Origin of the sequence: Paenibacillus artemisiicola, assembly GCF_017652985.1 — a bacterium.
Taxonomy (GTDB): domain Bacteria; phylum Bacillota; class Bacilli; order Paenibacillales; family Paenibacillaceae; genus Paenibacillus_Z; species Paenibacillus_Z artemisiicola.
In genome coordinates this window covers 23,865-45,321 of record NZ_JAGGDJ010000028.1, presented here as the reverse complement: position 1 = coordinate 45,321, position 21,457 = coordinate 23,865, and the positions used below count along the sequence as shown (strand labels likewise).

Here is a 21,457-nt window from a genome sequence, read left to right as displayed (position 1 = left end):
CGACATGCAAACGATCGCGGTAACGGGAGGCGGCGGCAAGCTGGGGCAGTACGTCGTCCGGGAGCTGGTCCGCCAGCAGTACAAGGTCGTCTCGCTCGACCGGACGCACGCCGCCGGCCTGCCCTGCCGGCAAATCGTCGTGGATACGAGCGACCTCGGCCAGGTGGCGAGCGCGATGCAGGGCGCGGACGCCGTGATTCATTTGGCGGCGGTACCGTCGCCGACCGGATTTCCGGTACCGGATATTTTCGCCAACAACGTCATGGGCAGCTATAACGTGCTGGAGGCGGCGTCGCTGCTCGGCATCCGCCGGGTCGTCATGAGCTCGAGCACGTCGTGCTACGGCTTCGCGTGGGCGGTCAAGCCGTTCGCGCCGCGGTATTTTCCCGTCGACGAAGCGCATCCGCAGCTGACGCAGGAGGGCTACGGCTTGTCGAAGACGGTGGGCGAGCTGATCGCCGAGATGTATCATCGCCGGAACGGCATGTCGGTCGTCAGCCTGCGCTTTTCGCTCATCGCGGCCCCCGAGGAATACGCGCGGCTGAAGCGGGGCGCCGGCAAGGCGGAGGAGTTCGCCAAGATCTTGTGGAGCTACGTCGACATCCGCGACGCCGCCGACGCCTGCGTCGCCTCGCTGCGCGCGGACGTGGACGGCGCGGTGGCGCTGAACATTACCGGCGACGATACGCTGAGCGAGATCGAGACGGCGGAGCTGCTGCGCGCGTGCTATCCCGAGGCGGCGGACCTGCGGCAGCCGTTCGAAGGCCGGGCGCCGCTGTTCAGCAACGCGCTGGCGAAGGAGACGCTCGGCTGGCGGCCTCGGTACCGGTGGGCCGACGGGCTGGCTTGACGCGAAGGATGGAGAAGCCCGAGGCTGCCGGACACGGCGGGTTCGGGCTTTTTTGCGCCCGGGGCGGCGTGGCCGGGAGGCGCAATCGGTGAGCGTGACCGGCAGGCGTGGCCGGGAGGCGCGATTGGCAGGCGCGACCGGGAGGCGCGATCGGCAGGCGTGACCGGCAAGCGTGCGATCGGCAGGCGTGTCTGGCACCGCCGCGGCTTGCGGGATCCGCGCGGACGGGCCATACTTAAACTATTCTTAGAACGAGGACGGGGGAGTCGCATTGAAGCCGTTTGTATTGTTCGATTTCGACGGCACGCTCGTGCAGTCCAAGCTGCTGGCCATCCGGCTGTTCAACGATCTGGCGGGTAAATACGGCGGCAGGCGGATCGCGGAGGAAGAAATCGGGCGCCTGTCCGACCTGTCCATCCCCGACCGTCTGCGGGCGCTGAACGTGCCGTTGTATAAACTGCCCGCTTTGGCGCTGGAAGGCAAACGCGCCTATCGCAAGGAGTCCGCGCATCTGCGTCTGGCGGAGGGGATGCGCGAGACGCTGGGGGCGCTGCGGGAGCAGGGGTGCCGGCTGGGGATTTTGTCCTCCAATACGAGCGAGAACATTCGTCACTACTTGGAGACGAACGGGCTGGATGTCTTCGAGGCCGTCCATTCCGCCTCCAATCTGTTCGGCAAGGACAAGGCGATTCGCAGCCTGGCGCGCGCCATGGGGCTCGAGCTATCGCGGCTGCTCTATGTCGGCGACGAATTCCGGGACGTGGAGGCTTGCCGCAAGATCGACGTGCCGGTCGCGGCCGTGACGTGGGGCTGGGACTCCGCGAAGCTGCTGGCCGAAGCGGGCCCGGATTATTTGTGCCATTCGCCGGAGGAGCTGCTGAGCATCGTGAAGGGATGGGAGTAGCGCGTGCCGTAGCATGCGGCGGAAGACGGACGGTGCTAAGGCGGCGGCATGAAGCAGGGGCTGCATCAGAGCGGTTTTCGCTATCGTCCGCGGCCACACGATCCGTTATTATTGCGATTCAGTAGGTTTCGCGAGTTAAGCGGCCACCAGAGACGCTATTTGCCGAAAACAGACGCCAAAGCGGGGCTGCGGGGCCAATAACGGATCGTGTGTCCGCGAAATCGCGAAAACAGCGGTTTTTGGGTAAATAAGCGCACCTGTGTCCGCGAACGGGAGGACATCGCGCGTTTAACTCGCCGACAAGGTGACGAGCAGCAACGATGCCGGGCCGGTGCCGGTGACGGGCGTGACCCTGGACAGCGGGGCGCTCGCGGCCGGCGAATCCGCGAGCCTGATCGCGAACTTCCAGCCGGTGAACGCGACGAATAAGGCCGTCTCGTGGAGCTCGAGCGCGCCGGCGGTCGCGAGCGTCGACGCGAAAGGCAAGGTGACGGCGGTCTCCTCGGGCACCGCGGTCATCACGGCGACGACGGCGGACGGCTCGTTCACGGCGTCCTGTGCGGGTGACCGTGGCGATCCAGCCGCTGTCCGACGCGGCGGCGTCGGGTTCGAACTGACGAGCGTCGGCCTGGCGGCGAGCCTCAGCATCGACCAGGTGACGGTCATGCCGGCGGCCGGCACGCCGTAAAAGGGCGCGCGGAAATCGCGGCCGCCCGAGCGGGACGAATCTTCAAGCTTAACGGTCGGAACCGCTGGGAATCAAAACGGGACGAAGCCGGCAAATGCCGGCTTCGTCCCGTTTTTCGGGCATGTCCGTTCTCCGGACAATTCCCGTCCCTCGGCCGCGGGGCAAGCATTCCCCCGCGCGCGTCATTCCGCCCATTCGCGGAGCGCGCGATAGCTGATCGCCAAGCTTTCGAACGGATCCCCCGGGCAGACGTCCTGCTCCGCCACGTACCACTCGACCCCGGCATCGCGGCAGGCTTCGATAATCGCCGGCCAGTCCAGATTTCCTTCGCCGATCTCCGCGAACCGCTGCGCGTCGCCGACGATGGCCATGTCCTTCAGGTGCACGACCTTCATCCGGCCGGCGGCCTTGCGGATCCATTTCACGGGGTCGGCGCCCCCGGCTTGCACCCAGTACGTGTCCACTTCGAAGCCGACCCGCGCGTCCGTCAGCTCCAGCAGCCACTCGAGACCGGGTTTGCCCGCCATTTTCTCGAATTCGAATTTATGGTTGTGGTAGATCAGCCCGATGCCCGCTTCGGCAAGCTTCGCCCCGATCCCGGACAGCAGGCGGGCCATCTCCCGGTAGCCCTCCAAGCCGGTCCGGTACGCTTCCGGCATCGATCCAAGGCCCGCATAGCGGCAGTCCCAGGCCCGATGAACCTCGATCACCTGCTCCAAATCGCGAAGCAGCCGGTCGAACGGAACATGCGTCGCGCAAATCGTCAATCCGTGCCGCCGGCACAGCTCTAGTATGGTCTCCGGCGCGATGGGGCCGATTCCCGACACCTGCACGGCTTCGTAGCCGATCGCCTTGATTTTGCCCAGCGCCGCATCCAGCTCTTCCGCCGTTTTCGTAAAGCCGCGCACCGTATAGAGTTGGGCGGCGATTTGGTTTCGTTTCATCGGTATTCGCTCCTCGGCTTGAATTTTTCTTAGATCCCGGCTTGCTTGATCTCTGTCTCCATGATGGATGGGCAGCTTCAGCCGCGCGCGCCGAGGAACACGAGGCCGACCTTGCCGGTCGTCACGTCGGCTCGGTCCGGGCCCGGCACGAATTCGGCGATGCGCACCTCGAACCGGTCGGCCAGGCGGTTCAGACCATCGAAGGCGATGACGTCTTCGCCTCGGACGGTGCCGTACAGGATCAGCTCCAGGCCGAGCGGATCGTGCACGCGTTCGTTCTTCTCCCGGATCGTGCCGCCCATGTAGGCGCCGTATTCGCCCGTGCATCCGCAATGCGGGCATTCGTCGATGTACGGATGGAACCGTTGGGGACGGTCGACTTCGTAATGCACGCTGGCCGCGACTTGGTAATAGCGCCCCTCCGCGGTCTCGACCGGATTGCCGGCGCGAAGCGGAGCGAAGTAAAACCGCAGATGGACGCAGTGATCGTGGCTTCTCGCGCCGTCCGGTCCGAGACGGACCGGCTGCAGGCCGCGTCTGCGGGCGAAGGCGTCGCAGCCCTCGCCGGCATGCGCGTAGCCGAAGTCGTTGTACATGTCGGTGCAGGCTTCCAGCTGCTCCATGACGAGCGTAATCGCCGCCCGATAGCTGTCCGCCAGCGATTCGTGCACCAGCACCCACAAATTGGGATAACGCGGCGCGGAATCGGGGAAGAGCGTGCCCGGAGGCAGCTCGTAGTCGGCTAAAATCGCATGATTGGCATTGGCGGTCATCGTGGTCTCATCTCCTCAAAATTAGTCGGCGCGGGGCAATCCGGGCCGGGGCGCCCAAGTGGACTCCGCGAATTCGATCACGTCGAGCAGCGCCGACGTTTCATTGCTGCGGGCAAGCACGTGCGCGGCGGCATCCTTGACGGCCGGGTCGGCGTTCGCGACGGCAAACCCGTTGCGAACCGAGCCGACCATCTCCAGGTCGTTCAAATTATCGCCGACGGCGGCGAAATCGTCCGCTTCCGCGCCGAGCATGCGAATCATCGCCGACAGGGCGACGCTCTTGTTGATGCCGGTCGGCAGCACCTCCAGCAGCCCGCTTTCGGACCGCACGGTGTTGAGCTTGGCGGCGGCTTCGGCTTGCCGGAAACGAATCAGCCCGCTCTCCGGCCCAAGGAGCATGAGCTTGGTCGCTTGCCCTGCGAGGGATGCCATCCGCTCCGGCGAAGCGGTCTCCGCGACGACGCCGTCTTTGTCCATCTGCTTCCGTACCCGCTCAGACAGCGCGGCGCAGAAGATGCGTTCTTGATGAAACAGCAGCAGGTCGAGCTGCCGCACCGCGCCGTCCTCTTCATGCAGGCGCATGACGCGGCGAACATCCGCGGGGTCGAGCCGATGCTCGGTCAAATACGTGCCCGTAACCGGGTCGTAGATCCGGGCGCCGTTGAACAGGATCACGGGCGCGGTTACGCCGAGCTGCGACATGTACGGCATGGCGGAGCGCAAGGTTCTGCCCGTGGCGAACGTGAAAGCTCCGCCGGCTTCGGTGAAGCGGGCGATGCGCCGAACGAGTCCGGGCGGGATCCGCTGCCGGGAGTCCAGCAGCGTGCCATCCAGATCCGAGACGATCCAGCGAATCGGGATGCTTGGTCGGTTAGCGGGAATAGGCGGCTTGTTTAGCAAAGGTCATGTCTCCCGTTTCGCTTATTTCCGTCCGTCCGCTTGCGGCGGGCAGCCGCAGGTTCGCGCCCGATTCCCGGTCGAACACGTAATAGTCGGCGGCCAGCCGCACCGCGACTTCCTGATGTTCGTCAAGCGATTCGGCCATGCCGGCATACGCCTTGACGGTCGCATCGCCGATGCGGACGTGCACGAGGCGTTCTCTCCCGGTGAATTCGACCGCGGCGACCCGGCCTCGCAAATCGGTTTCCAGGCGGTGGACGGGATCCGTGACCAGCGATGCTTGGTGAGGCCGGAAGGCCAGACGCATCGCTTGGCCCTCCCTTATCGCCCCAAGTTCTTGCGCGGCTGCGCCGGGCAGGGGAATCGCCTGGCCGGCAGCCGTCAGCTGCAGGCTGCCGGCGCGCCAAGCGCAGGCCAGTTCATTCATGGCGGGCATGCCGAGGAAGCTCGCGACGAACCAATTGGCCGGCGCGCCGTACAGCTGCAAGGGCGTGCCGATCTGCTGCAATTCGCCGGCGTTCATCACGGCGATCTTGTCGGACATGGAGAGCGCTTCCTCCTGATCGTGGGTGACCATGATCGTCGTAATGCCGAGCTCCTTCTGCAGGCGCCTGATTTCCTCGCGCATGGACCCCCGCAGGTTGGCGTCGAGGCTGGACAGCGGCTCGTCGAGCAGCAGCAGCCCCGGCCGTTTCACGACCGCCCGGGCAATGGCGATCCGCTGGCGCTGCCCGCCGGAGAGCTGGCCGGGCTTGCGCCGCATATAGTCGCTCATCTGCACCATCCGGGCCGCCTCTTCGGCGCGCTGCGCCCGTTCCTTGCGGGGCACGCCCATGTTTTTGAGCGGATATTCGATGTTCTTCCGGACGTTCATATTCGGATACAGCGCGGAATTCTGAAACACCATGCCGATACGGCGATCCTTCGGCAGCACGCCGTTCACCCGGTGTCCGTCGAACAGGATATCGCCCTGCGAAGGCGGGAGGATCCCCGCGATCATCAGCAGCGTGGTGGACTTGCCGCAGCCGCTCGGGCCGAGGATCGTAATCAGCTCCCCGTCCCGGACGGACAGGCTCAAATCGTTGACGGACGGCGCTTCCGCGTCGTAGCGTTTGGATACGTGCCGCAGTTCAATGCGCATGGCGCAGCCTCCTTCACATTTTCATTCTCATCAGCGCGCGCTGGGAGAAAAAGTACAGAATCAGGCACGGCAGCATGTAGAAGCTGCCGACCGCCATGACGACGCCGTAGCTGGCCGTGGACGTTTCCGAGAACAGGCTGCGGACGATCAGCGAGAGCGTGTTGATGTCGTCGTCGAACAAGAACACCGAGACCATGATGTATTCGCCCCATCCGCTCAGGAAGGCGAACAGGGAGACGGCGACGATGCCCGGCCAGACGAGCGGAAGATAGACCGCCGCGAACGTCCTGATCCGGCTGCCGCCGTCCACGCTGGACGCCCATTCGAGTTCCTTGGGCACGTCGTCGAAGAAGCCCTTGATGATCCAGGTCGACATGCCGAGCCCGGCGAAGCCCTTCAGCAGAATGATGCCGCCGAGCGTGTTGATCAGCCCGAGCTCGTTCAGGATGTAGAACGAAGCGATGAGCGAGGTCACGGCAGGGAACGCATGGGTGAGCATCGTGGAATGCAGCAGGCCGTTTCTCCCCGGGAAGCGGCTGCGGGAGATGACGTAGCCCGCCATGAGGCCGGCGGATACCTCCAGCACGGAGGAGCCGACGGCAATAATCAGCGTATTGGCGAAAATGCCCCAGATGCTCGGGTAGACCATGCCGTCGACCTTCAGTTCCGACCAGAGGAAGCTCCAGTTCCGGAAGGTGAAGCCCTGCGGCAGGATGCCGTTGACCATCTTGTCGCCGAACGAGATCAGAATCAGCCAGACGTAAATGAACAGCAGCGGAACCGTCACGAGGGTAAGCACCGCGATCGACAGGAGATTGGGCAGTCCCTTGAGGCGTCCGGCTCTTGCCGGCGGCGTAAAACCCTCCGACCGAACCGGTTGGGCGTCGATCCGGACCGTATTGTCATGCATGATGCGTATGCCTCCCTTCAGGGCCCGTCAGCGGGCCCCGCCCATTAATTTGCGGAAGCCGAACAACCGGTACGACACGACCATGGCGATGACGATGATCGGCAGGATAAACAGCGAGATGGCCGAGCCGTAGCCGAAATCGAGGGTGAAGAACGCCGTGTGGAAGGCGTACAGCGCCCAGGTCTCCGAACGGTTGTCCGGTCCGCCGTCGGTCAGCAGCAGGATGGATTCGTAGCTGGTGAGCAGGCCAAGTCCCTGCCATACCGCCAGGAAGGTCAGCGGCCACCGAAGGAAAGGAACGATGAGCTTCCAGAGCATGCTCCATTCGGTCGCGCCGTCCACGCGAGCGACGTAGAAATAGGATTTGTCCACCGCTTGCAGCGCGGACGAGAAGACGATCATCGACAGCGTCGAGCCCATCACCCCGGACAGCAGAATGTTGATCAGGAGCGGATATTTGTCGAGCCAGGCCACGGGCTCCGAGCCATACCAGGCGTGCATGAGCGTATTCAGCACGCCGTACTTGCTGGGACTGAGAATCCAGGTCCAAAGCAGCGCTTCGACGACCCCCGGCGAGACGCGGGGGAGGAGCCAGATCGTTCGGAACACGGAGCCGACCGTCTGATTGCGCACGTAGTGGGTGGTCGTCACCGCGATGACGAACCCCCAGGCGATCTGGATGACCAGCGTCGAGACGACGAACAAGGCCGTATTCGCGATAATGAGCCCGACCTTGGGATCGATCAGCGCCTTGCGAAAATTCGTCAGTCCGTTGAAATCCCAGCGCAGCGCGGCGTCCATCGACGTAAAGGCGATCAAGGTCACGATGACGGCCGTCGCGGCAAACAAGACGAATTGATTGAACAGGAACGGACTAAGCATCAAACCCGAGGCGCCGTGTTCCCTCAGCTTGTGCCGCAGTCCCCCGGGTTGCTGCCGGGGGAAGGGCGGGTTGGTATCGTTATGCTTCGCGTTCATGCGGGCCACGTCACTTTACCGTGAATTTATCGAGATTCAGCTTCATTTGCTGCTCCATCCACTTCACCGTTTCCTCGGGACTCTTGCCCGTCGCGATGTTCTTGATGGCATCCGTGTAGATCTTCGCGAACTTGGGCTGGTCGGGATCGTTCGGAATGAATGTGGAATAGTTGATCAAGTAGCTGTTGGCGCTCAGCCAGGGGTCGTCCTTGATCAGCGCTTGGCCTTCCTTCGTAAACGGAAGATGCGAGCTTTGCTCGTCGTGCTCCTTCTGCAGCTCCGGCGCGCTGACGTAGGTCAGCAGGCGCTTGGCCAGCTCCGGGTGCTTCGTTTGCTTGCTGACGACGTACGTCCACGGACCGGATACGGTGACGGGTTTGCCGCCTTTCTCGGCGGGAGGCATCAGCATGACGCCGATATTCTGCATGATGAAGTCCGTGCTTACGTTCCCCTGCGTCTTCTCCATGCCGCGCGTTCGCCACTTCGCTTCGTCCCAGACGCCGGCGACCATGAACATGGTTTCCCCGTTGATCATCGCCTTCAGGTTGTCGTCCTTGGGCGCGGAGAGCGCGGCCGCGGGCAGAACCTTGGTGTCGAGCAGGCCTTTGATCCATTGCAGCGTATCCGTCATATGGGCTTTATCCAGCACGTATTCGGCTTTGTCCTTGTCGTACATCTCCACGCCGTGGCTGTAATAGAGGAGGGCCAGGTCGCTCTGGCCGGTGGTCGGCACGAAGCCGTTCCGGACGATCTTCCGGTCGACGGCGTCCTTGGCGATCTTGTCCATGTCGGCGATCGTGATTTCGCCTTTCTCGGCTTTGTCGGGGAGCGCCGCGATCTGTTCGTCCGTCCATCCGAGCTTCTTCAGCGCGGGTTTCCAGTAATAGACCGGGCGGGCTTCCGTGTCTTGAATGACGCCCCAGATATGCTTATCCCAGGTCACCGCGTCCCAGTAGCCCGGGATCTGGTTTTGGAATACCGCTTCCTTCTCGATGCCGTCGAGATTCAGCAGATAATCCCCGTCCGCCATCCAGCCGATATTGGAGAACGTGGTCGCATAGATATCGGCGGCGTTGCCGGACTTCGAGGCGAAGATGAAGTTTTGCTTGAAATCGTCATCGGCCAGCGGCTTGACGACGGCGTTGACCTTCACCCGCTGCTTGGCGTTTTCCTTCTCCAGCTGGGCGTTAAGCATGTCGGCGGCCTTGACGAAATTGTTCGCCCTGGCCGGGGCGGAGGAATCGGGCGTCATGACCTCGATCGGCACGACTTCCGCATCGTCCGCCGCCGATACGACGTTCACCTTCGTGCCTCCCGTATCGATATCCGAAGCGGCGTTGGGATCCTGGGTGCTTCCCACTTCCTGGGCTTGATTGGCGGCGGCGTTGTTCTGGACGGCCTGTCCGCAGCCGGACAGCAACAGGGTCACCGCGGCAGCGGCGGCGGCGCGTTTCCAATGAAGCGCGGGTTGGATGTTCACGTGGCATTCTCCTCGACGGTTATTTTTTGGGCAAGCAGATTCCGGGGCGGTCCGAACGGGACGATTCAGGTGCGCCTGACGAAGAACCGGATCTTGTCGTTGCGCATGAAATCGTACGAAAGAAAGATCGGCGCCCCCTTGGCGTCATAATGCACTTGGATGAATTTAAGCAAGGGGGGATTGCTCGCTTTCAGCCGATAGGGCAGCATGTCCTCGTCGGTCACGGCGCAGAGCTCCATCAGCGCTTCCGCGACCGTAATGCCGTACTTCTGGCTCAAGCATTTCGTCAGGGAGCCCGGCTCGAACTTCTCCGGGAAATCGACCCCGACGATGCTTTGGGGCAGGATGTTTTTGGAGTACACCACCGGCTCGCGGTCGGCAGTTCTTATTCGGTCGATGACGAAGACGACGTCTTGGCTGCCGAGATCGAGCAGTTGGATCTCCTGCGCGTCGGGTTTGCGTTTGAAAATCTGCACTTCCAGATCGCCCTCGGTCAAATTGGCGTTGCGGATCAGCTCGGTAATGCTGGAAAAGCGGTTAATCGTGCTTTTCATGTGCCGACCATGGCGGCGGACGTAATAACCCGAGCCTTGGATGCCATGGACGCGTCCAAGCTCGATTAATTGCTTCAGCGATCTGCGGATCGTCTCGCGGCTGACGCCGAAGCGGTCGCTCAGCTCCCTCTCCGTGGGCAGCCGTTCGCCTTCCAGGAAGAGTCCTTGGTCGATTTCTTTGCCGAGGATCGCGCAAATCTCTGCGTAACGGTTTACCATCGCGGGCTCCATTCGTTCCTTTGTCGTGGCCACAACCGAGGAAGCTCGGCCTGCTACCAGCATAGGCAGCGAATGTTAGTCGGGAATAAAACAACGTGCGGCGAATGCTAACGGCAGGTTAAGCTTCGATTAATTGGTCTAGATCAATGTTCAGGATTTCTTGGGCGGAAAGCCCGAAACGCCGAATATAAAGGCGGATTCATTGAACGTAGCGGCTATGCGAGGCGTAAATTGGTCTAGAACAATTCGGAGCGGGATTTCGGACCGGCGCTTCGGCCGAGGGCATCTTCGACACGGTCCTCAAATCAAAGAGCCCTCGCCTTGGTTGATCGAGCGAGGGCTCTTGGTTTTTTTTTGAAGAATGGCGACACGCATCGCGCGGATGGGATGCCGATCGATTCGCGCGCTTCGCGAACGGGGTTACCGGGACTCCTGGCGCCCGTCGAAATAAACGCCCGCCTCCAGGTCGTTCACGAACTGCTGGAGCCATTCGTAGTAGCTTAACGCGTGCTTCAGCTTGTGCAGATCCTCCAGACAGAGCTTCCGTTCCTCGTCCGAGGTGTTCAGCTCCAGGATCGTTTCACACAAGGAGGGGATGACCTCCTCGATCGCGTGCTTCATGACGTCGATCTCGCGCTGCAGCTTCGTCGTGAAGAAGGACTGGAACGCCTTGAAGAAGTTCGTCTCCGCCGCATAGAGGTCTTTTCGCGCGTCTTTCTCCTTAAGCTTGGACACCATCTTGGATTCGATCAGCGAGCGGACGGCGTAGCTCATGTTGCTCTTGCTCATCTTCATGTCCGCCTGCATTTCCTCCAGGGTCATGGGCCGGTCCTCGAAAAACATGATGCCGTACAGCTGCCCGAAGGTGTAGTTGACGCCGTACAAATCCATCGTCTGCGCGATGGCGTCGATGACTTTGGCCCGAAGCTGCTCGCGGGACGTGGCCGGATCGTTCAATCTGCCTGCCGTATCTTTCTTCATCGTTCCTCCTCCAGCCATTCGTCTCTACCCTGCATTTTACATAAAATTCAACCCGATTTCACGCTGGGATAACCTTTCTTGCAAAAACTTAACGTACAATAATTTTTGAACATAATACGATTATTTCGAGTAACCGCCATTATTCTGCAAATTGTTAAAAATTTATTGAACGATTGGAGGTTTGTATGCGAAAAAAATATTTTATCTCCGAGGGCAAGGCCCTGCTGTTCACGCTGCCCGCGATGATTCCGCTCGCGCTGTTCTGGTTCTTCCCGCTCGCGTACGTCGTGTACCTAAGCTTCATGGAGTGGGACTTCATGAGCCCGGCCAAGACGTTCGTGGGGCTGGACAATTACGGCGGGCTGTTCGCCGACCCGGCGTTCTACCAGTCGCTCCGCGTGTCCGTGCTGTTCTGTCTCGGCAGCGTGCTGCCGATCATCGCGATCGGCCTCGGCCTCGCCCTGCTGCTCACGAGCAAGTTGAAGGGAGGCGCCGTGTACCGCACGCTGATCTTCTCGCCCTGGGTCACGCCGACGGTCGCGGTGTCGATCGTCTGGTCCTGGATTTTCGAGCCGGAGGTCGGGCTGGCCAACAGCGTGCTGAAGGCGTTCGGGGGCGGCGGCCTTCGCTGGCTGGAGGATTCGCACTGGGCGCTCGTCGGGGTGCTGCTCGTGACCGTCTGGAAATCGGCGGGCTGGGCCATGGTGTTCTACCTGGTGGCGATCCGCAATGTCCCGACCGATCTGAAGGAAGCGGCGGAGCTGGACGGGGCGGGCGCCTGGCGCAAATTCGCGCACGTGACGCTGCCGCTGATCTCGCCGACGACGTTCTTCCTGATCATCGTGCAGATGGTGCAGGCGCTGCAGGCGTACGACCAGATCAACGTCCTGACCCAGGGCGGCCCGGCCGGATCCACGCGCACGCTGCTCTATCTATACTACCAGTCGGCCTTCACGTCGTTCCAGATCGGACAAGCGTCCGCCGTCGCGATCACGCTGGTCGCGGGCTGCGCGCTGCTGTCGCTCGCTTCAGGCCTGGCCGGCCGCAGAGCCGTTCATTATTAGGATTAATCCGACTTTCGGACAGGAGAGGAGCATTCGCATGTCGGCTTGGAGGAAGCTGGGCGCTTCCGCGCATTACCTGATCGTTGCCGCGCTGGCGCTGCTCATGGCGTTTCCGTTCTACTGGATGGTCACGAGCGCGCTCAAAACGAACGACGAAATCTTTCGATTTCCCCCGACCCTGTGGCCGCACGACCCGATGTGGAGCAACTTCCGCGACGCCTGGGCCGCCGCGCCGTTCGCCCGGTACATGGGCAACAGCATTTTCGTCGCCGCCGCGATCGTCGCGATCCAAGTCGTCAACTCGGGGATGATGGCGTACGCGCTCACGCACATGAAATTCCGCCTGAAGGGCGCGTTCACCTCGCTCATTCTGATCGGCTACATGATTCCGGCGACGGCGGTGTATTTGCCCGGCTACATCATTCTCGGGAAGCTGCATCTGCTGAACACGTACGGCGGATTGATCCTGTCGAACTGCGTGAGCATTTTCTCGATCTTCCTGATCCGGCAATCGTTCCTGCAGGTGTCGCACGAGATGGTCGAGGCCGGCCAGATCGACGGAGCGTCGCATGTCCGCATTTTGTGGACCGTGCTCATTCCGCTGACCCGGGCGTCCTTCGCCGTCCTGGCGCTCATCACGTTCATCGAGCAGTACAACAACTACTTCTGGCCGATGCTCATCACGAAGGATCCGAATTTGCAGCTCGTGTCGGCCGGACTGCGGAGCTTCTTCGTGGAAGGGGGTGCGTACGGATTGAAATGGCCGCTCATCATGGCGGCCAGCGCGTTCACGATCGCGCCGCTCCTGGTCATCTTCGTGCTGACGCAAAAGACGATCATCCAGAGCGTCAACCTGTCGGCGGGCGCCAGCAAAGGCTAGAATCGAAAAGCAAAGCTAGAATCGGAAAGCAAGGGCTAAGGTCGGAAAGCAAAAGCTAGAGTCGGAAAGCAAAGGATAGGTTCGATAGCAAGCGGAAACAAGCGGCGAACCCGAGAGCAAGAGAGGCAAGCAAAAGGGAAACGGACATTGAATTCGAAAAAAAAAGAAAAGGTGGAGGAAATGAACATGGTGACGATGAAATCAACAGCGGCGGGTCTTTTGTTAACGTCTTTTCTGGTGCTGACGGCATGCGGCGCGGCCGGGAGCGGGAACGGGAACGGCAGCGCGGCCGGCTCGAACGGCCAGGAGCCCGCGAACAACGCGGCGAACGCGCAGCCGGCGAACGAGTCGGCGGACGCTTCCGCCGGGAACGCGGCCGAGCCGGCCAAGGAACCGGTCACGATCGAATTCTGGTACGGGCTCGGCGGCAAGCTGGGCGAGAACATGCAGAAGCTGATCGACAAGTTCAACGCGTCCCAGCAGGACGTCATCGTGAAGCCGGTCGTGCAGGCCGACTACAGCGAGACGGAGAAGAAGCTGCAGGCCGCGATCGCGTCGGGCGACGTGCCGGCCGCCGTCCTGTCCTCCAACGTCGACTGGGCGCGCAAGGGCTATTACGCCCCGATCGACGATCTGCTCGCCGCGCTGCCGGACTTCAATAAGGACGACGTCGTCCCGACCTTCCTCGAGCAGGGCCAGGTCGACGGCAAGCAGTATTTCCTGCCGATGTACGGCACGACGCAGGTCATGTACTACCGCAAGGACGCGCTCGAGAAGAGCGGCATCAAGCCCGAAGAGCTGACCACGTGGGAAGCGCTGGCGAAGGCGGCGGACAAGATGGCGGTCAAGAGCGGCGGCAAGACGACGTTCTACGGCTGGGAGCCGATGTGGGGCGCGGACAACATGATCGACGCCGCCTACGGCAAGGGCGGCAAGATCCTGAGCGACGACGGCAAGACGGTCCTGATCGACTCGCCGGAATGGATCTCGACGTGGGACTTCTTCCGCAAGACGATCTTCGACGACAAGACGATGCGCATCCACTCCGGCGGCCAAGGCTGGGAATATTGGTACCAGACGATCGACGACGTCATGAAGGGCCAAGCGGCCGGCTACACCGGCTCGAGCGGCGACCAAGGCGACCTGGACTTCACGCAGCTGGCGGCGATAGAGCAGCCGGGCTGGGAAGGCGCGGGCCCGGGCAAGCCGGTCGCGCAGGCGATCCTCGCGGGCATTCCGGCGAAGGCGAGCCCGGAGCAGCAGAAGGCGGCGCTGGAATGGTTCGCGTTCTTCATGAGCCCGGAGAACACGGCGTTCTGGTCGATGAACACTGGGTATATCGCGGTACGTCAGTCCGCGCTGGACGATCCGGCGTTCGTCGAGTTCAGCAAGGCGAATCCGCAGAGCACGATTCCGCTCAAGCAGGCGGCGCACGCGTCCAAGCCGTTCCAGGATCCGACCGGCGGCAAAATCACCGACGCGCTCAAGGTCGCGGCGGACAAGCTGCAAATCTCGGGCGAGCCGGCGGAGAAGGTCCTGAAGGAAGCCAAGGAGACGGCGCAGCGAGAGATGGACAAACTGAACAAGTAAAAGGAGGGCCCGCGCATGGCGCTATTGCGCGCAGCGGGCGCAGAGGTTCCGGTTCAAGCGATTTTGTTCGACAAAGACGGCACGCTGCTGGACTTTGTGTACACGTGGGGGAACTGGAGCGAGCAGCTGCTCGCCCGGTTCTCCCATGAGCTTGAAGCGAGGAAACTGCGGCCGATCGAAGTGGATTCGGACACATTATGGGGAACCCGCCGCTCGGCGGACGGGGAGATGACGGATTACGACCGCAACGGACCGCTCGCGATGGGGACGGTCGGCGAATTGCTGGCGGTGCTGACGTGGCAGGGCTACCGGTCGGGACTTTCTTGGGCCGAGGCGAAGGTGCTCGCCCGGGAATGCGCCTCGTACGCCAACGAGCGGCTGGCGCAGGGCCGGACGGTGAAGCCGCTGGAAGGCGTCGCCGCGTTCCTGGCGCAATGCCGCCGCGCCGGCCTCGCGCTCGGCGTCGTGACGGCGGACGAGACGGAGACGGCGCTCGAGCATCTCGGCTGGCTGGGCTTCGGGCATTATTTCGACGTCTGCATCGGGGCGGACCGGACGGAACGCGGCAAGCCGTTTCCGGATATGGTCGAGCTGGCGTGCGGGAAGCTGGGGCTGCCCTGTTCGCGGGTCGCGGTCATCGGCGATACGAACGGCGACATGCGCATGGCCAAGGCGGCCGGCGCGGCGCTGGCGATCGGCATTGCGGGTCCGGACGGCGCGGGCGCGGAGCTGCTGGCGGACGCGGACGCGATAATCGTCTCCTACGGCGAGCTTGCCGTCCTGGAAGGCGAATCATGAGAGGGGGAAACGGCATGGGGTGGCTGCTGCTGGGCCTCGCGATCGCGCTTGAGCTGTCCGGCACCGTGTCCATGAAGCTATCGGAGAGCTTTACCCGCGTCGTGCCTTCCGTGTTGATGTTTTTGTTTTACGGAGCGAGCTTTACGCTGCTGAATTTCGCGCTCGGCTACTTGGAAGTCAGCTTGGTATACGCGGTGTGGTCGGGCGTCGGGATCGTGCTCATCGCGATCGCCGGGTATTTCGTGTTCGGGGAAAAGCTGCCGATGTCCTCGCTGCTCTGGATCGGCGTGATCGTCGCCGGGGTCATCGGCTTGAATATAAGTCAAAACGGGCATTAACGAAGGGGGAGCGGAACGATGGAAGCGAACGGTCCGGAAGCGAAAGGAGACGCGCGGTCCGAGGAGCGGCTGCTCCGGTTTCAGGTCATCACGGATACGCATGTCCGTGCGGACGGAGATCATCTCTATAACCGCCGCCTGGCGCGGGCGCTGGCGGATATCGCCGCGACGGCGCCGGACAGCGCCGGCATCATGCACGTCGGGGACGTAACCGATCACGGCTTCCCGGACGAATACGCCGCGTTTCGGCATATCTGGGACGCGCACCGGGCGCGGCTGCCCGAGCTGCGGCTGACGACGGGGAACCACGACGTTCGCTTCGGCGTCTGGGAATCCCGCATCGCGAACTTCTTGTCCGCGACGGAGATGCCCGCGCCGTATCACGATCATTGGATCGAAGGGGTTCATTTTATTTTCCTCGGCACCGAGACGAACCACGAGCTGCACGCGTCGCTGTCCGGCGAGCAGCTCGCCTGGCTCGCGGCGAAGCTGGACGAGGGCGCGTCTTCGCGGCTGCCCGCGTTCGTCTTCCTGCATCAGCCCTTGCTGGACACCGTAGCCGGCTCCCGGACGGGGCAAAACTGGCACGGCGTCGTGCAGGACGCGGAGCTGAAGGCGGTGCTCGCCAAGCATCGCGGCGGCGCGATTTTGTTCACGGGGCATACGCATTGGGAGATGGAAGCGGCCCATAACCACTTCGCGGGGGACGAGGCGCTGCCGCCGATGTTCAACGCCGCTTCGGTCGCGTACCTGTGGACGGACGCGGACGAGCGCAAGGAAGGCAGCCAAGGCTACGACGTCGAGGTGTACCGCGGCCGCGTCGTCGTGCGCGGCCGGGACTTCGAGCGTGGCGCCTGGATCGCGGGCGCGCGGTACGAATTGGCGTATCCGCGGGCGTAGGCGCGCGGCCGCGGCCGGGTTATAATGGTGGCGAACGAGGCATGCATGCACATACGACATCGGGAGGATTGACGCTATGGAGGATCCGCGGCTGACCGCGTTGTTCCGGAAGCTGACGCGCGGCACGGCTTGGGAGAAGCGGGCCGAGATCGGCCTGCAGTTCGACAACGGCCACGCCCAAGGCATGATCCGGATCGGCGATCTGTATTACTTGTCCTCGGTCGAGCTGACCGAGGCCCCCGTTCGCGAGGCGAACCGGGCGGACGGTCACGACCGTTCGCCGGGCAAGGGAATCGGCCGCCTGTTCGTCTTCGACGGCGCGGGGCGGCTCGTGCGGGAGACGACGCTCGGCGAGGGCGACCAGTACCATCCGGGCGGCCTCGACTACGACGGCGAAAGCCTGTGGGTGCCGGTCGCCGAATACCGGCCGCACAGCCGGGCGATCGTCTACCGCGTCGATCCGCGCACGCTGGAGGCGGAGGAAGCGTTCCGCGTGCCGGACCACGTCGGCGGCGTGGCCTGCGACGGCCGAAGCGGCCGGCTCGTCGGCTACAGCTGGGGCTCGCGCGTCTTCTACGAGTGGGACCGGACGGGGCGGCTGCTGCGCGCGAAAGCCAACGGCAGCCACTTCGTCGACTACCAGGACGGCCATTACGCGGGCGGCGGGCAGCTGCTCCTGAGCGGCATCGCCGAGCTGCCGGCGCCGGGTCCCGCGGAGGGCGGCTCCGCGCCGTACGAGCTGGGCGGCCTGGCGCTGGTCGACTTGGATACGCTCGCGGCGGTCCATGAGGTGCCGGTCGCGTTATATTCGCCCGGGGGCCACGTGCTGACGCGCAACCCGGTCTTCCTGGAGCGCGCGGGGGATCGGCTCCGGCTGTACGCGGTGCCGGACGACGGCCGCGGGGCGCTGCTGATGTACGAGAGCGAGCGCTTGGAGCCGGACGGCGAAGGCGAAGAGCCGCCGGCAAGCGGCGGCTCGGCAGGATAGGCGTGAAACGAAATAAAAGATGCCGGGGGCGACCCGGCATCTTTTTTTGCTTGTATGGCTTTAGTGGCATGTATGGCGTGTATGGTGCCCAAGGCACGGTCTTGACGCGCGTCCGCCGCTCGGCCTTACGCGTGCGCCGGACGCGCCGTTCGCCGCGTCCGCCGGTTGCGCCGCGCGTCCGCCGTTCGCCGGCCATGCGCGTTCGCCGGTTGCGCCGCGCACCGGCCATACACGTTCGCCGCTCGCGACGTACGTCGCCGGCGGTGCCGTTTTCGCTATTGGCCGCGCCGCTCCACCAGCTTCGCGATTTCCACGATGACCTCCGTCGCCTTCTGCATCGTCTCGAGGGAGACGTATTCGAACTTGCCGTGGAAGTTCTCCCCGCCGGCGAAAATATTCGGCGTCGGCAGGCCCATGTACGACAGCTGGGAGCCGTCCGTGCCGCCGCGGATCGCTTTGACGATCGGCGCGATGCCGAGGTTCGTCATCGCTTCGTGGGCGATGTCGACGATGTATTTGACCGGCTCGATTTTCTCGCGCATGTTGTAGTACTGGTCCTTCAGCTCAAGCACGATGCGGTCCTCGCCGTACGTCTGGCGGAACTCGCCCGCGATCGCTTCGACGGTCGCCTTGCGGTGCGCGAAGAGCTCCTTGTCGTGGTCGCGGATGATGTAGACGAGCTTCGTCTGCTCCGTGTTGCCCTGAAACGAGATCAGATGGTAGAACCCTTCGTACCCCTCGGTAAACTCCGGCGCTTCGCCCGCGGGCAGGCGGTCGTGGAACGCCATGGCGATTTTGGCGGAATGGATCATCTTGCCCTTCGCCGTGCCGGGATGCACGTTGACGCCCTTGAACGTCAGGACCGCCTGGGCGGCGTTGAAGCTCTCGTACTCCAGCTCGCCGAGCGGGCCGCCGTCCATCGTGTAGGCGAAGTCCGCGCCGAAGGCGGCGACGTCGAACTTATGCGGGCCGCGTCCGATCTCTTCGTCCGGCGTGAACGCGACGCGAATGCGGCCGTGCTTGATCTCCGGGCGTTGAACCAGATACGCCATGGCGGTGACGATCTCGGTGATGCCCGCCTTGTCGTCGGCGCCGAGCAGCGTCGTGCCGTCGGTCGTGACGAGCGTCTGGCCTTTGTAGTTGACCAGCTCCGGGAACTCGCGCGGCGAGAGCACGATGTTCAGCCCGCGGTTCAGCACGATGTCGCCGCCGTCGTAGTTCTCGACGACCTGGCGCTTGACGCCGGCGCCGGTGAAGTCCGTCGCGGTGTCCATGTGGGCGATGAAGCCGATCGTCGGCACGCCTTCGTTGTCCGTGTTCGCCGGCAGCGTCGCCATGACGTAGCCGTTCTCGTCCAAGGTTACTTCCGTCAGGCCGATCTCCTTCAGCTCGCGCTCGAGATGCCGCGCCAGGTCCCATTGGCCCGCGGTGGAAGGGCAGGTTTCGCTGTCGTCGTCGGATTGGGTGTCGATCGTTATGTATGAAGTGAATCGGTTCAACAGTTCTTCTTTCATGGTCGCACGCTCCTTTGCGGTTTCATTTCCTTCCTATCGTACCACAAGTTATAATGAGAAGTATAAGAGCGGACACGGCAGACGGTGGATGGCGTCCCCGCGCGGAAGCGGGGCGGAAGCGGGCAGCACGAAGAGCGGCTTTGCAGGGAGGCCGGAAGGCGTCCGGGAGGAAAATCGGAAGAACGCCGGAAGAAGAAGCCGGAGGAAGAATCGGAAGAAGAGTCGCCACGTCGGATTGCGAAAAGTAGGAATGAAGCAGACCATTCAATCGGCAAGGGAGTCCTGCGCTTGCGTTACTTGAGTCCATATTTGCGGCGGTTCGGCAAGCCGTTCGCCGCGGCGATCCTGTTTTTGACGCTGGAAGCGCTTTGCGACCTGCTGCAGCCGACGCTCATGTCGCGCATCATCGACGTCGGGGTGCAGAACAAGGACCTGAACTACGTCTTCCGCTTCGGCGGGTACATGCTGCTCGTCACCGCGTTCGGGGCGGTGGCCGCCACGATGCGCAACGTCATCTCCAGCCACGTGTCGCTCAACTTCGGCACCAAGCTGCGGTCGGATCTGTTCCGCAAGATTCAGACGCTGAGCTTCACGAGCATCGACAAGTTCGACCGCGCGTCTCTCGTCACCCGGCTCACCAACGACGTCACCCAGCTGCAGAACTTTACGAACGGCTTGATGCGGATCTTCGTCAAGTCGCCGCTCATCTGTCTCGGCAGCCTCATCATGGCGATCCGGCTGAATCCGCCGCTGTCGGTCGTGCTCGCCGTCGTCGTGCCGATGGTGGCGGTCCTGATCGTCTGCAACATGCGGATCGGCTTTCCGCTGTTTTCGCGCGTGCAGAAGGCGCTCGACCGGCTGAACGGCGTCTCCCGCGAATACTTGTCCGGCGTGCGCGTCGTCAAGGCGTTCAACCGGTTCGAGTTCGAGACGGACAAATTCGGCGGCGTGAACCGGTCGTACCGGGAGATCACCGCGCGCGCCATGCGGATGATGTCCATCTTCAGTCCGGGCATCATGCTGACGGTCAACTTCGGCATCGTCGCGGTCATCTGGATCGGCGGCCAGCGGGTCGACCAGGGCCACATGCAGGTCGGTCATATCATCGCGTTCATCAACTACATGACGCAAATCCTGTTCTCGCTGCTCATGATCTCCAACGTGTTCAACCTGTTCGTCCGGGCGAAAGCGTCGTCGGAGCGGATCGGCGAAGTATTCGCGGAGCGCGACGACATGACCTGGAAGGACGGCGCGGCGGCCAAGCCGCAGGCGGCGGGCAGCGTCTCGTTCAAGGGCGTGTCGTTCGCGTACGGCGGCACGGATGCCGTGCTGCGCGACGTCACGCTGGACTGCCGGCCGGGCGAGACGATCGGCATCATCGGGTCGACGGGCTCGGGCAAGACCACGCTCGTCTCCCTCATTCCGCGCTTCTACGACGCGGCTGCCGGCACGGTGGAGGTCGACGGGACGGACGTGCGCGACGTCGAGCCGAAGCGGCTGCGCGAGAGGATCGCGATCGTGCCGCAGAAGACGGTGCTGTTCACCGGCACGATCCGCGACAACCTGCTCTGGGGCAAGGAGGACGCCACGGAGGAGGAAATGGTCCGGGCCGCCAAGATGGCGCAGGCCCATGAATTCATCGCCGCGTCTCCCGACGGCTACGACACGAAGCTCGGCCAAGGCGGCGTCAACCTGTCCGGCGGCCAGAAGCAGCGCTTGTCCATCGCGCGGGCGCTCGTGCGCCAGCCGGCGATTCTGATCCTCGACGATTGCACGAGCGCCGTCGACGCGGCGACCGAGACGCGCATCAAGGCGGCGCTGCGGGAATACGCCGAAGGCTTGACCTGCCTCCTGATCGCGCAGCGCATGACGTCCGTCATGGACGCCGACCGGATCGTCGTGCTCGACAACGGCGAGATCGTGGGCTCCGGCAAGCATGACGAGCTGATGCGGACCTGCCGGACGTATCAGGAAATTTACCGGTCGCAGACCGGCAAGGAGGCGAGGGCGAATGTCTGACCGCGACGAAAGCCGGAGCGGGCAAGCGGGCGGCGGCGCGGGAG

The 21,457-nt window shown here is 63.2% G+C and carries 21 protein-coding genes; 11 read left to right on the top strand and 10 right to left on the bottom strand.

Translation table 11 applies throughout. The annotated features are described in order from the left end of the window. Positions 1 to 4 precede the first annotated feature (4 nt). The 3 genes from I8J29_RS23405 (at position 5) to I8J29_RS23395 (ending at position 2,442) form a co-directional block, all read left to right on the top strand. Positions 5 to 850: an NAD-dependent epimerase/dehydratase family protein gene (locus I8J29_RS23405; RefSeq protein WP_208849874.1), complete on the top strand. Its 846-nt coding sequence runs from the start codon at positions 5 to 7 to the stop codon at positions 848 to 850. Between the two features lie 271 nt (positions 851 to 1,121). Beyond that, positions 1,122 to 1,754 (top strand): HAD-IA family hydrolase, encoded by a 633-nt coding sequence (locus I8J29_RS23400; protein WP_208849873.1) that lies wholly within the window; start codon positions 1,122 to 1,124, stop codon positions 1,752 to 1,754. A gap of 304 nt (positions 1,755 to 2,058) precedes the next feature. After that, positions 2,059 to 2,442 carry an Ig-like domain-containing protein gene (locus I8J29_RS23395; RefSeq protein WP_208849872.1) on the top strand — a complete coding sequence of 128 codons (384 nt, stop codon included), beginning with the start codon at positions 2,059 to 2,061 and terminating at the stop codon, positions 2,440 to 2,442. A gap of 182 nt (positions 2,443 to 2,624) precedes the next feature. Here the strand turns inward: I8J29_RS23395 and I8J29_RS23390 are convergent, their stop codons facing one another. From I8J29_RS23390 to I8J29_RS23350, 9 genes are all read right to left on the bottom strand, one after another. Then, positions 2,625 to 3,386, bottom strand: coding sequence for a sugar phosphate isomerase/epimerase family protein (locus I8J29_RS23390; RefSeq protein ID WP_208849871.1), 762 nt, complete (start codon positions 3,384 to 3,386; stop codon positions 2,625 to 2,627). Between the two features lie 77 nt (positions 3,387 to 3,463). Continuing rightward, a complete protein-coding gene (locus tag I8J29_RS23385) occupies positions 3,464 to 4,159 on the bottom strand; it encodes a hypothetical protein (RefSeq protein WP_208849870.1) in 696 nt (231 codons plus the stop codon). A 21-nt stretch (positions 4,160 to 4,180) separates the two neighbouring features. Beyond that, a complete protein-coding gene (locus tag I8J29_RS23380; protein WP_208849869.1) occupies positions 4,181 to 5,059 on the bottom strand; it encodes an HAD family hydrolase in 879 nt (292 codons plus the stop codon). Continuing rightward, entirely contained in the window at positions 5,031 to 6,200 is a 1,170-nt protein-coding gene (locus I8J29_RS23375; RefSeq protein WP_208849868.1) for an ABC transporter ATP-binding protein, read from the bottom strand. Before I8J29_RS23375 ends, I8J29_RS23380 begins: the two co-directional genes overlap by 29 nt. Before the next feature lie 13 nt (positions 6,201 to 6,213). Further along, complete coding sequence (locus I8J29_RS23370) at positions 6,214 to 7,110, bottom strand: carbohydrate ABC transporter permease (RefSeq protein ID WP_208849867.1); 897 nt, start codon at positions 7,108 to 7,110, stop codon at positions 6,214 to 6,216. 27 nt (positions 7,111 to 7,137) lie between these two features. Beyond that, entirely contained in the window at positions 7,138 to 8,088 is a 951-nt protein-coding gene (locus tag I8J29_RS23365) for a carbohydrate ABC transporter permease (protein ID WP_208849866.1), read from the bottom strand. A 10-nt stretch (positions 8,089 to 8,098) separates the two neighbouring features. Continuing rightward, positions 8,099 to 9,568 (bottom strand): extracellular solute-binding protein, encoded by a 1,470-nt coding sequence (locus I8J29_RS23360; protein ID WP_208849865.1) that lies wholly within the window; start codon positions 9,566 to 9,568, stop codon positions 8,099 to 8,101. A 65-nt stretch (positions 9,569 to 9,633) separates the two neighbouring features. Continuing rightward, positions 9,634 to 10,341, bottom strand: a complete 708-nt coding sequence (locus I8J29_RS23355) for a GntR family transcriptional regulator (protein WP_208849864.1) — start codon at positions 10,339 to 10,341, stop codon at positions 9,634 to 9,636. 420 nt (positions 10,342 to 10,761) lie between these two features. Beyond that, entirely contained in the window at positions 10,762 to 11,322 is a 561-nt protein-coding gene (locus tag I8J29_RS23350) for a GbsR/MarR family transcriptional regulator (RefSeq protein ID WP_208849863.1), read from the bottom strand. A 185-nt stretch (positions 11,323 to 11,507) separates the two neighbouring features. Here I8J29_RS23350 and I8J29_RS23345 point away from each other — a divergent pair, with 185 nt between their 5' ends. The 7 genes from I8J29_RS23345 to I8J29_RS23315 all read left to right on the top strand — a co-directional run bounded on the left by I8J29_RS23345 (position 11,508) and on the right by I8J29_RS23315 (position 17,880). Beyond that, positions 11,508 to 12,386, top strand: a complete 879-nt coding sequence (locus I8J29_RS23345; RefSeq protein WP_208849862.1) for a carbohydrate ABC transporter permease — start codon at positions 11,508 to 11,510, stop codon at positions 12,384 to 12,386. A gap of 37 nt (positions 12,387 to 12,423) precedes the next feature. Beyond that, complete coding sequence (locus I8J29_RS23340; protein WP_208849861.1) at positions 12,424 to 13,266, top strand: carbohydrate ABC transporter permease; 843 nt, start codon at positions 12,424 to 12,426, stop codon at positions 13,264 to 13,266. A gap of 186 nt (positions 13,267 to 13,452) precedes the next feature. Next, the gene (locus I8J29_RS23335) at positions 13,453 to 14,856 is read left to right on the top strand and encodes an ABC transporter substrate-binding protein (RefSeq protein WP_208849860.1); all 1,404 of its coding nucleotides are present in this window, start codon (positions 13,453 to 13,455) and stop codon (positions 14,854 to 14,856) included. Between the two features lie 15 nt (positions 14,857 to 14,871). Next, the gene (locus I8J29_RS23330) at positions 14,872 to 15,654 is read left to right on the top strand and encodes an HAD family hydrolase (RefSeq protein WP_208849859.1); all 783 of its coding nucleotides are present in this window, start codon (positions 14,872 to 14,874) and stop codon (positions 15,652 to 15,654) included. Next, positions 15,651 to 15,992, top strand: a complete 342-nt coding sequence (locus tag I8J29_RS23325; protein WP_090643734.1) for a DMT family transporter — start codon at positions 15,651 to 15,653, stop codon at positions 15,990 to 15,992. Before I8J29_RS23330 ends, I8J29_RS23325 begins: the two co-directional genes overlap by 4 nt. A gap of 18 nt (positions 15,993 to 16,010) precedes the next feature. Further along, positions 16,011 to 16,892, top strand: coding sequence for a metallophosphoesterase family protein (locus tag I8J29_RS23320; RefSeq protein WP_208849858.1), 882 nt, complete (start codon positions 16,011 to 16,013; stop codon positions 16,890 to 16,892). A gap of 76 nt (positions 16,893 to 16,968) precedes the next feature. Continuing rightward, entirely contained in the window at positions 16,969 to 17,880 is a 912-nt protein-coding gene (locus I8J29_RS23315) for a DUF6454 family protein (RefSeq protein WP_208849857.1), read from the top strand. Between the two features lie 275 nt (positions 17,881 to 18,155). Here the strand turns inward: I8J29_RS23315 and pepT are convergent, their stop codons facing one another. Further along, positions 18,156 to 19,394 carry a peptidase T gene (gene pepT / locus I8J29_RS23310; protein WP_208849856.1) on the bottom strand — a complete coding sequence of 413 codons (1,239 nt, stop codon included), beginning with the start codon at positions 19,392 to 19,394 and terminating at the stop codon, positions 18,156 to 18,158. Between the two features lie 288 nt (positions 19,395 to 19,682). Here pepT and I8J29_RS23305 point away from each other — a divergent pair, with 288 nt between their 5' ends. Next, on the top strand, positions 19,683 to 21,413 hold the full coding sequence (locus I8J29_RS23305) for an ABC transporter ATP-binding protein (RefSeq protein WP_208849855.1): 1,731 nt from the start codon (positions 19,683 to 19,685) through the stop codon (positions 21,411 to 21,413). Positions 21,414 to 21,457 lie beyond the last annotated feature (44 nt).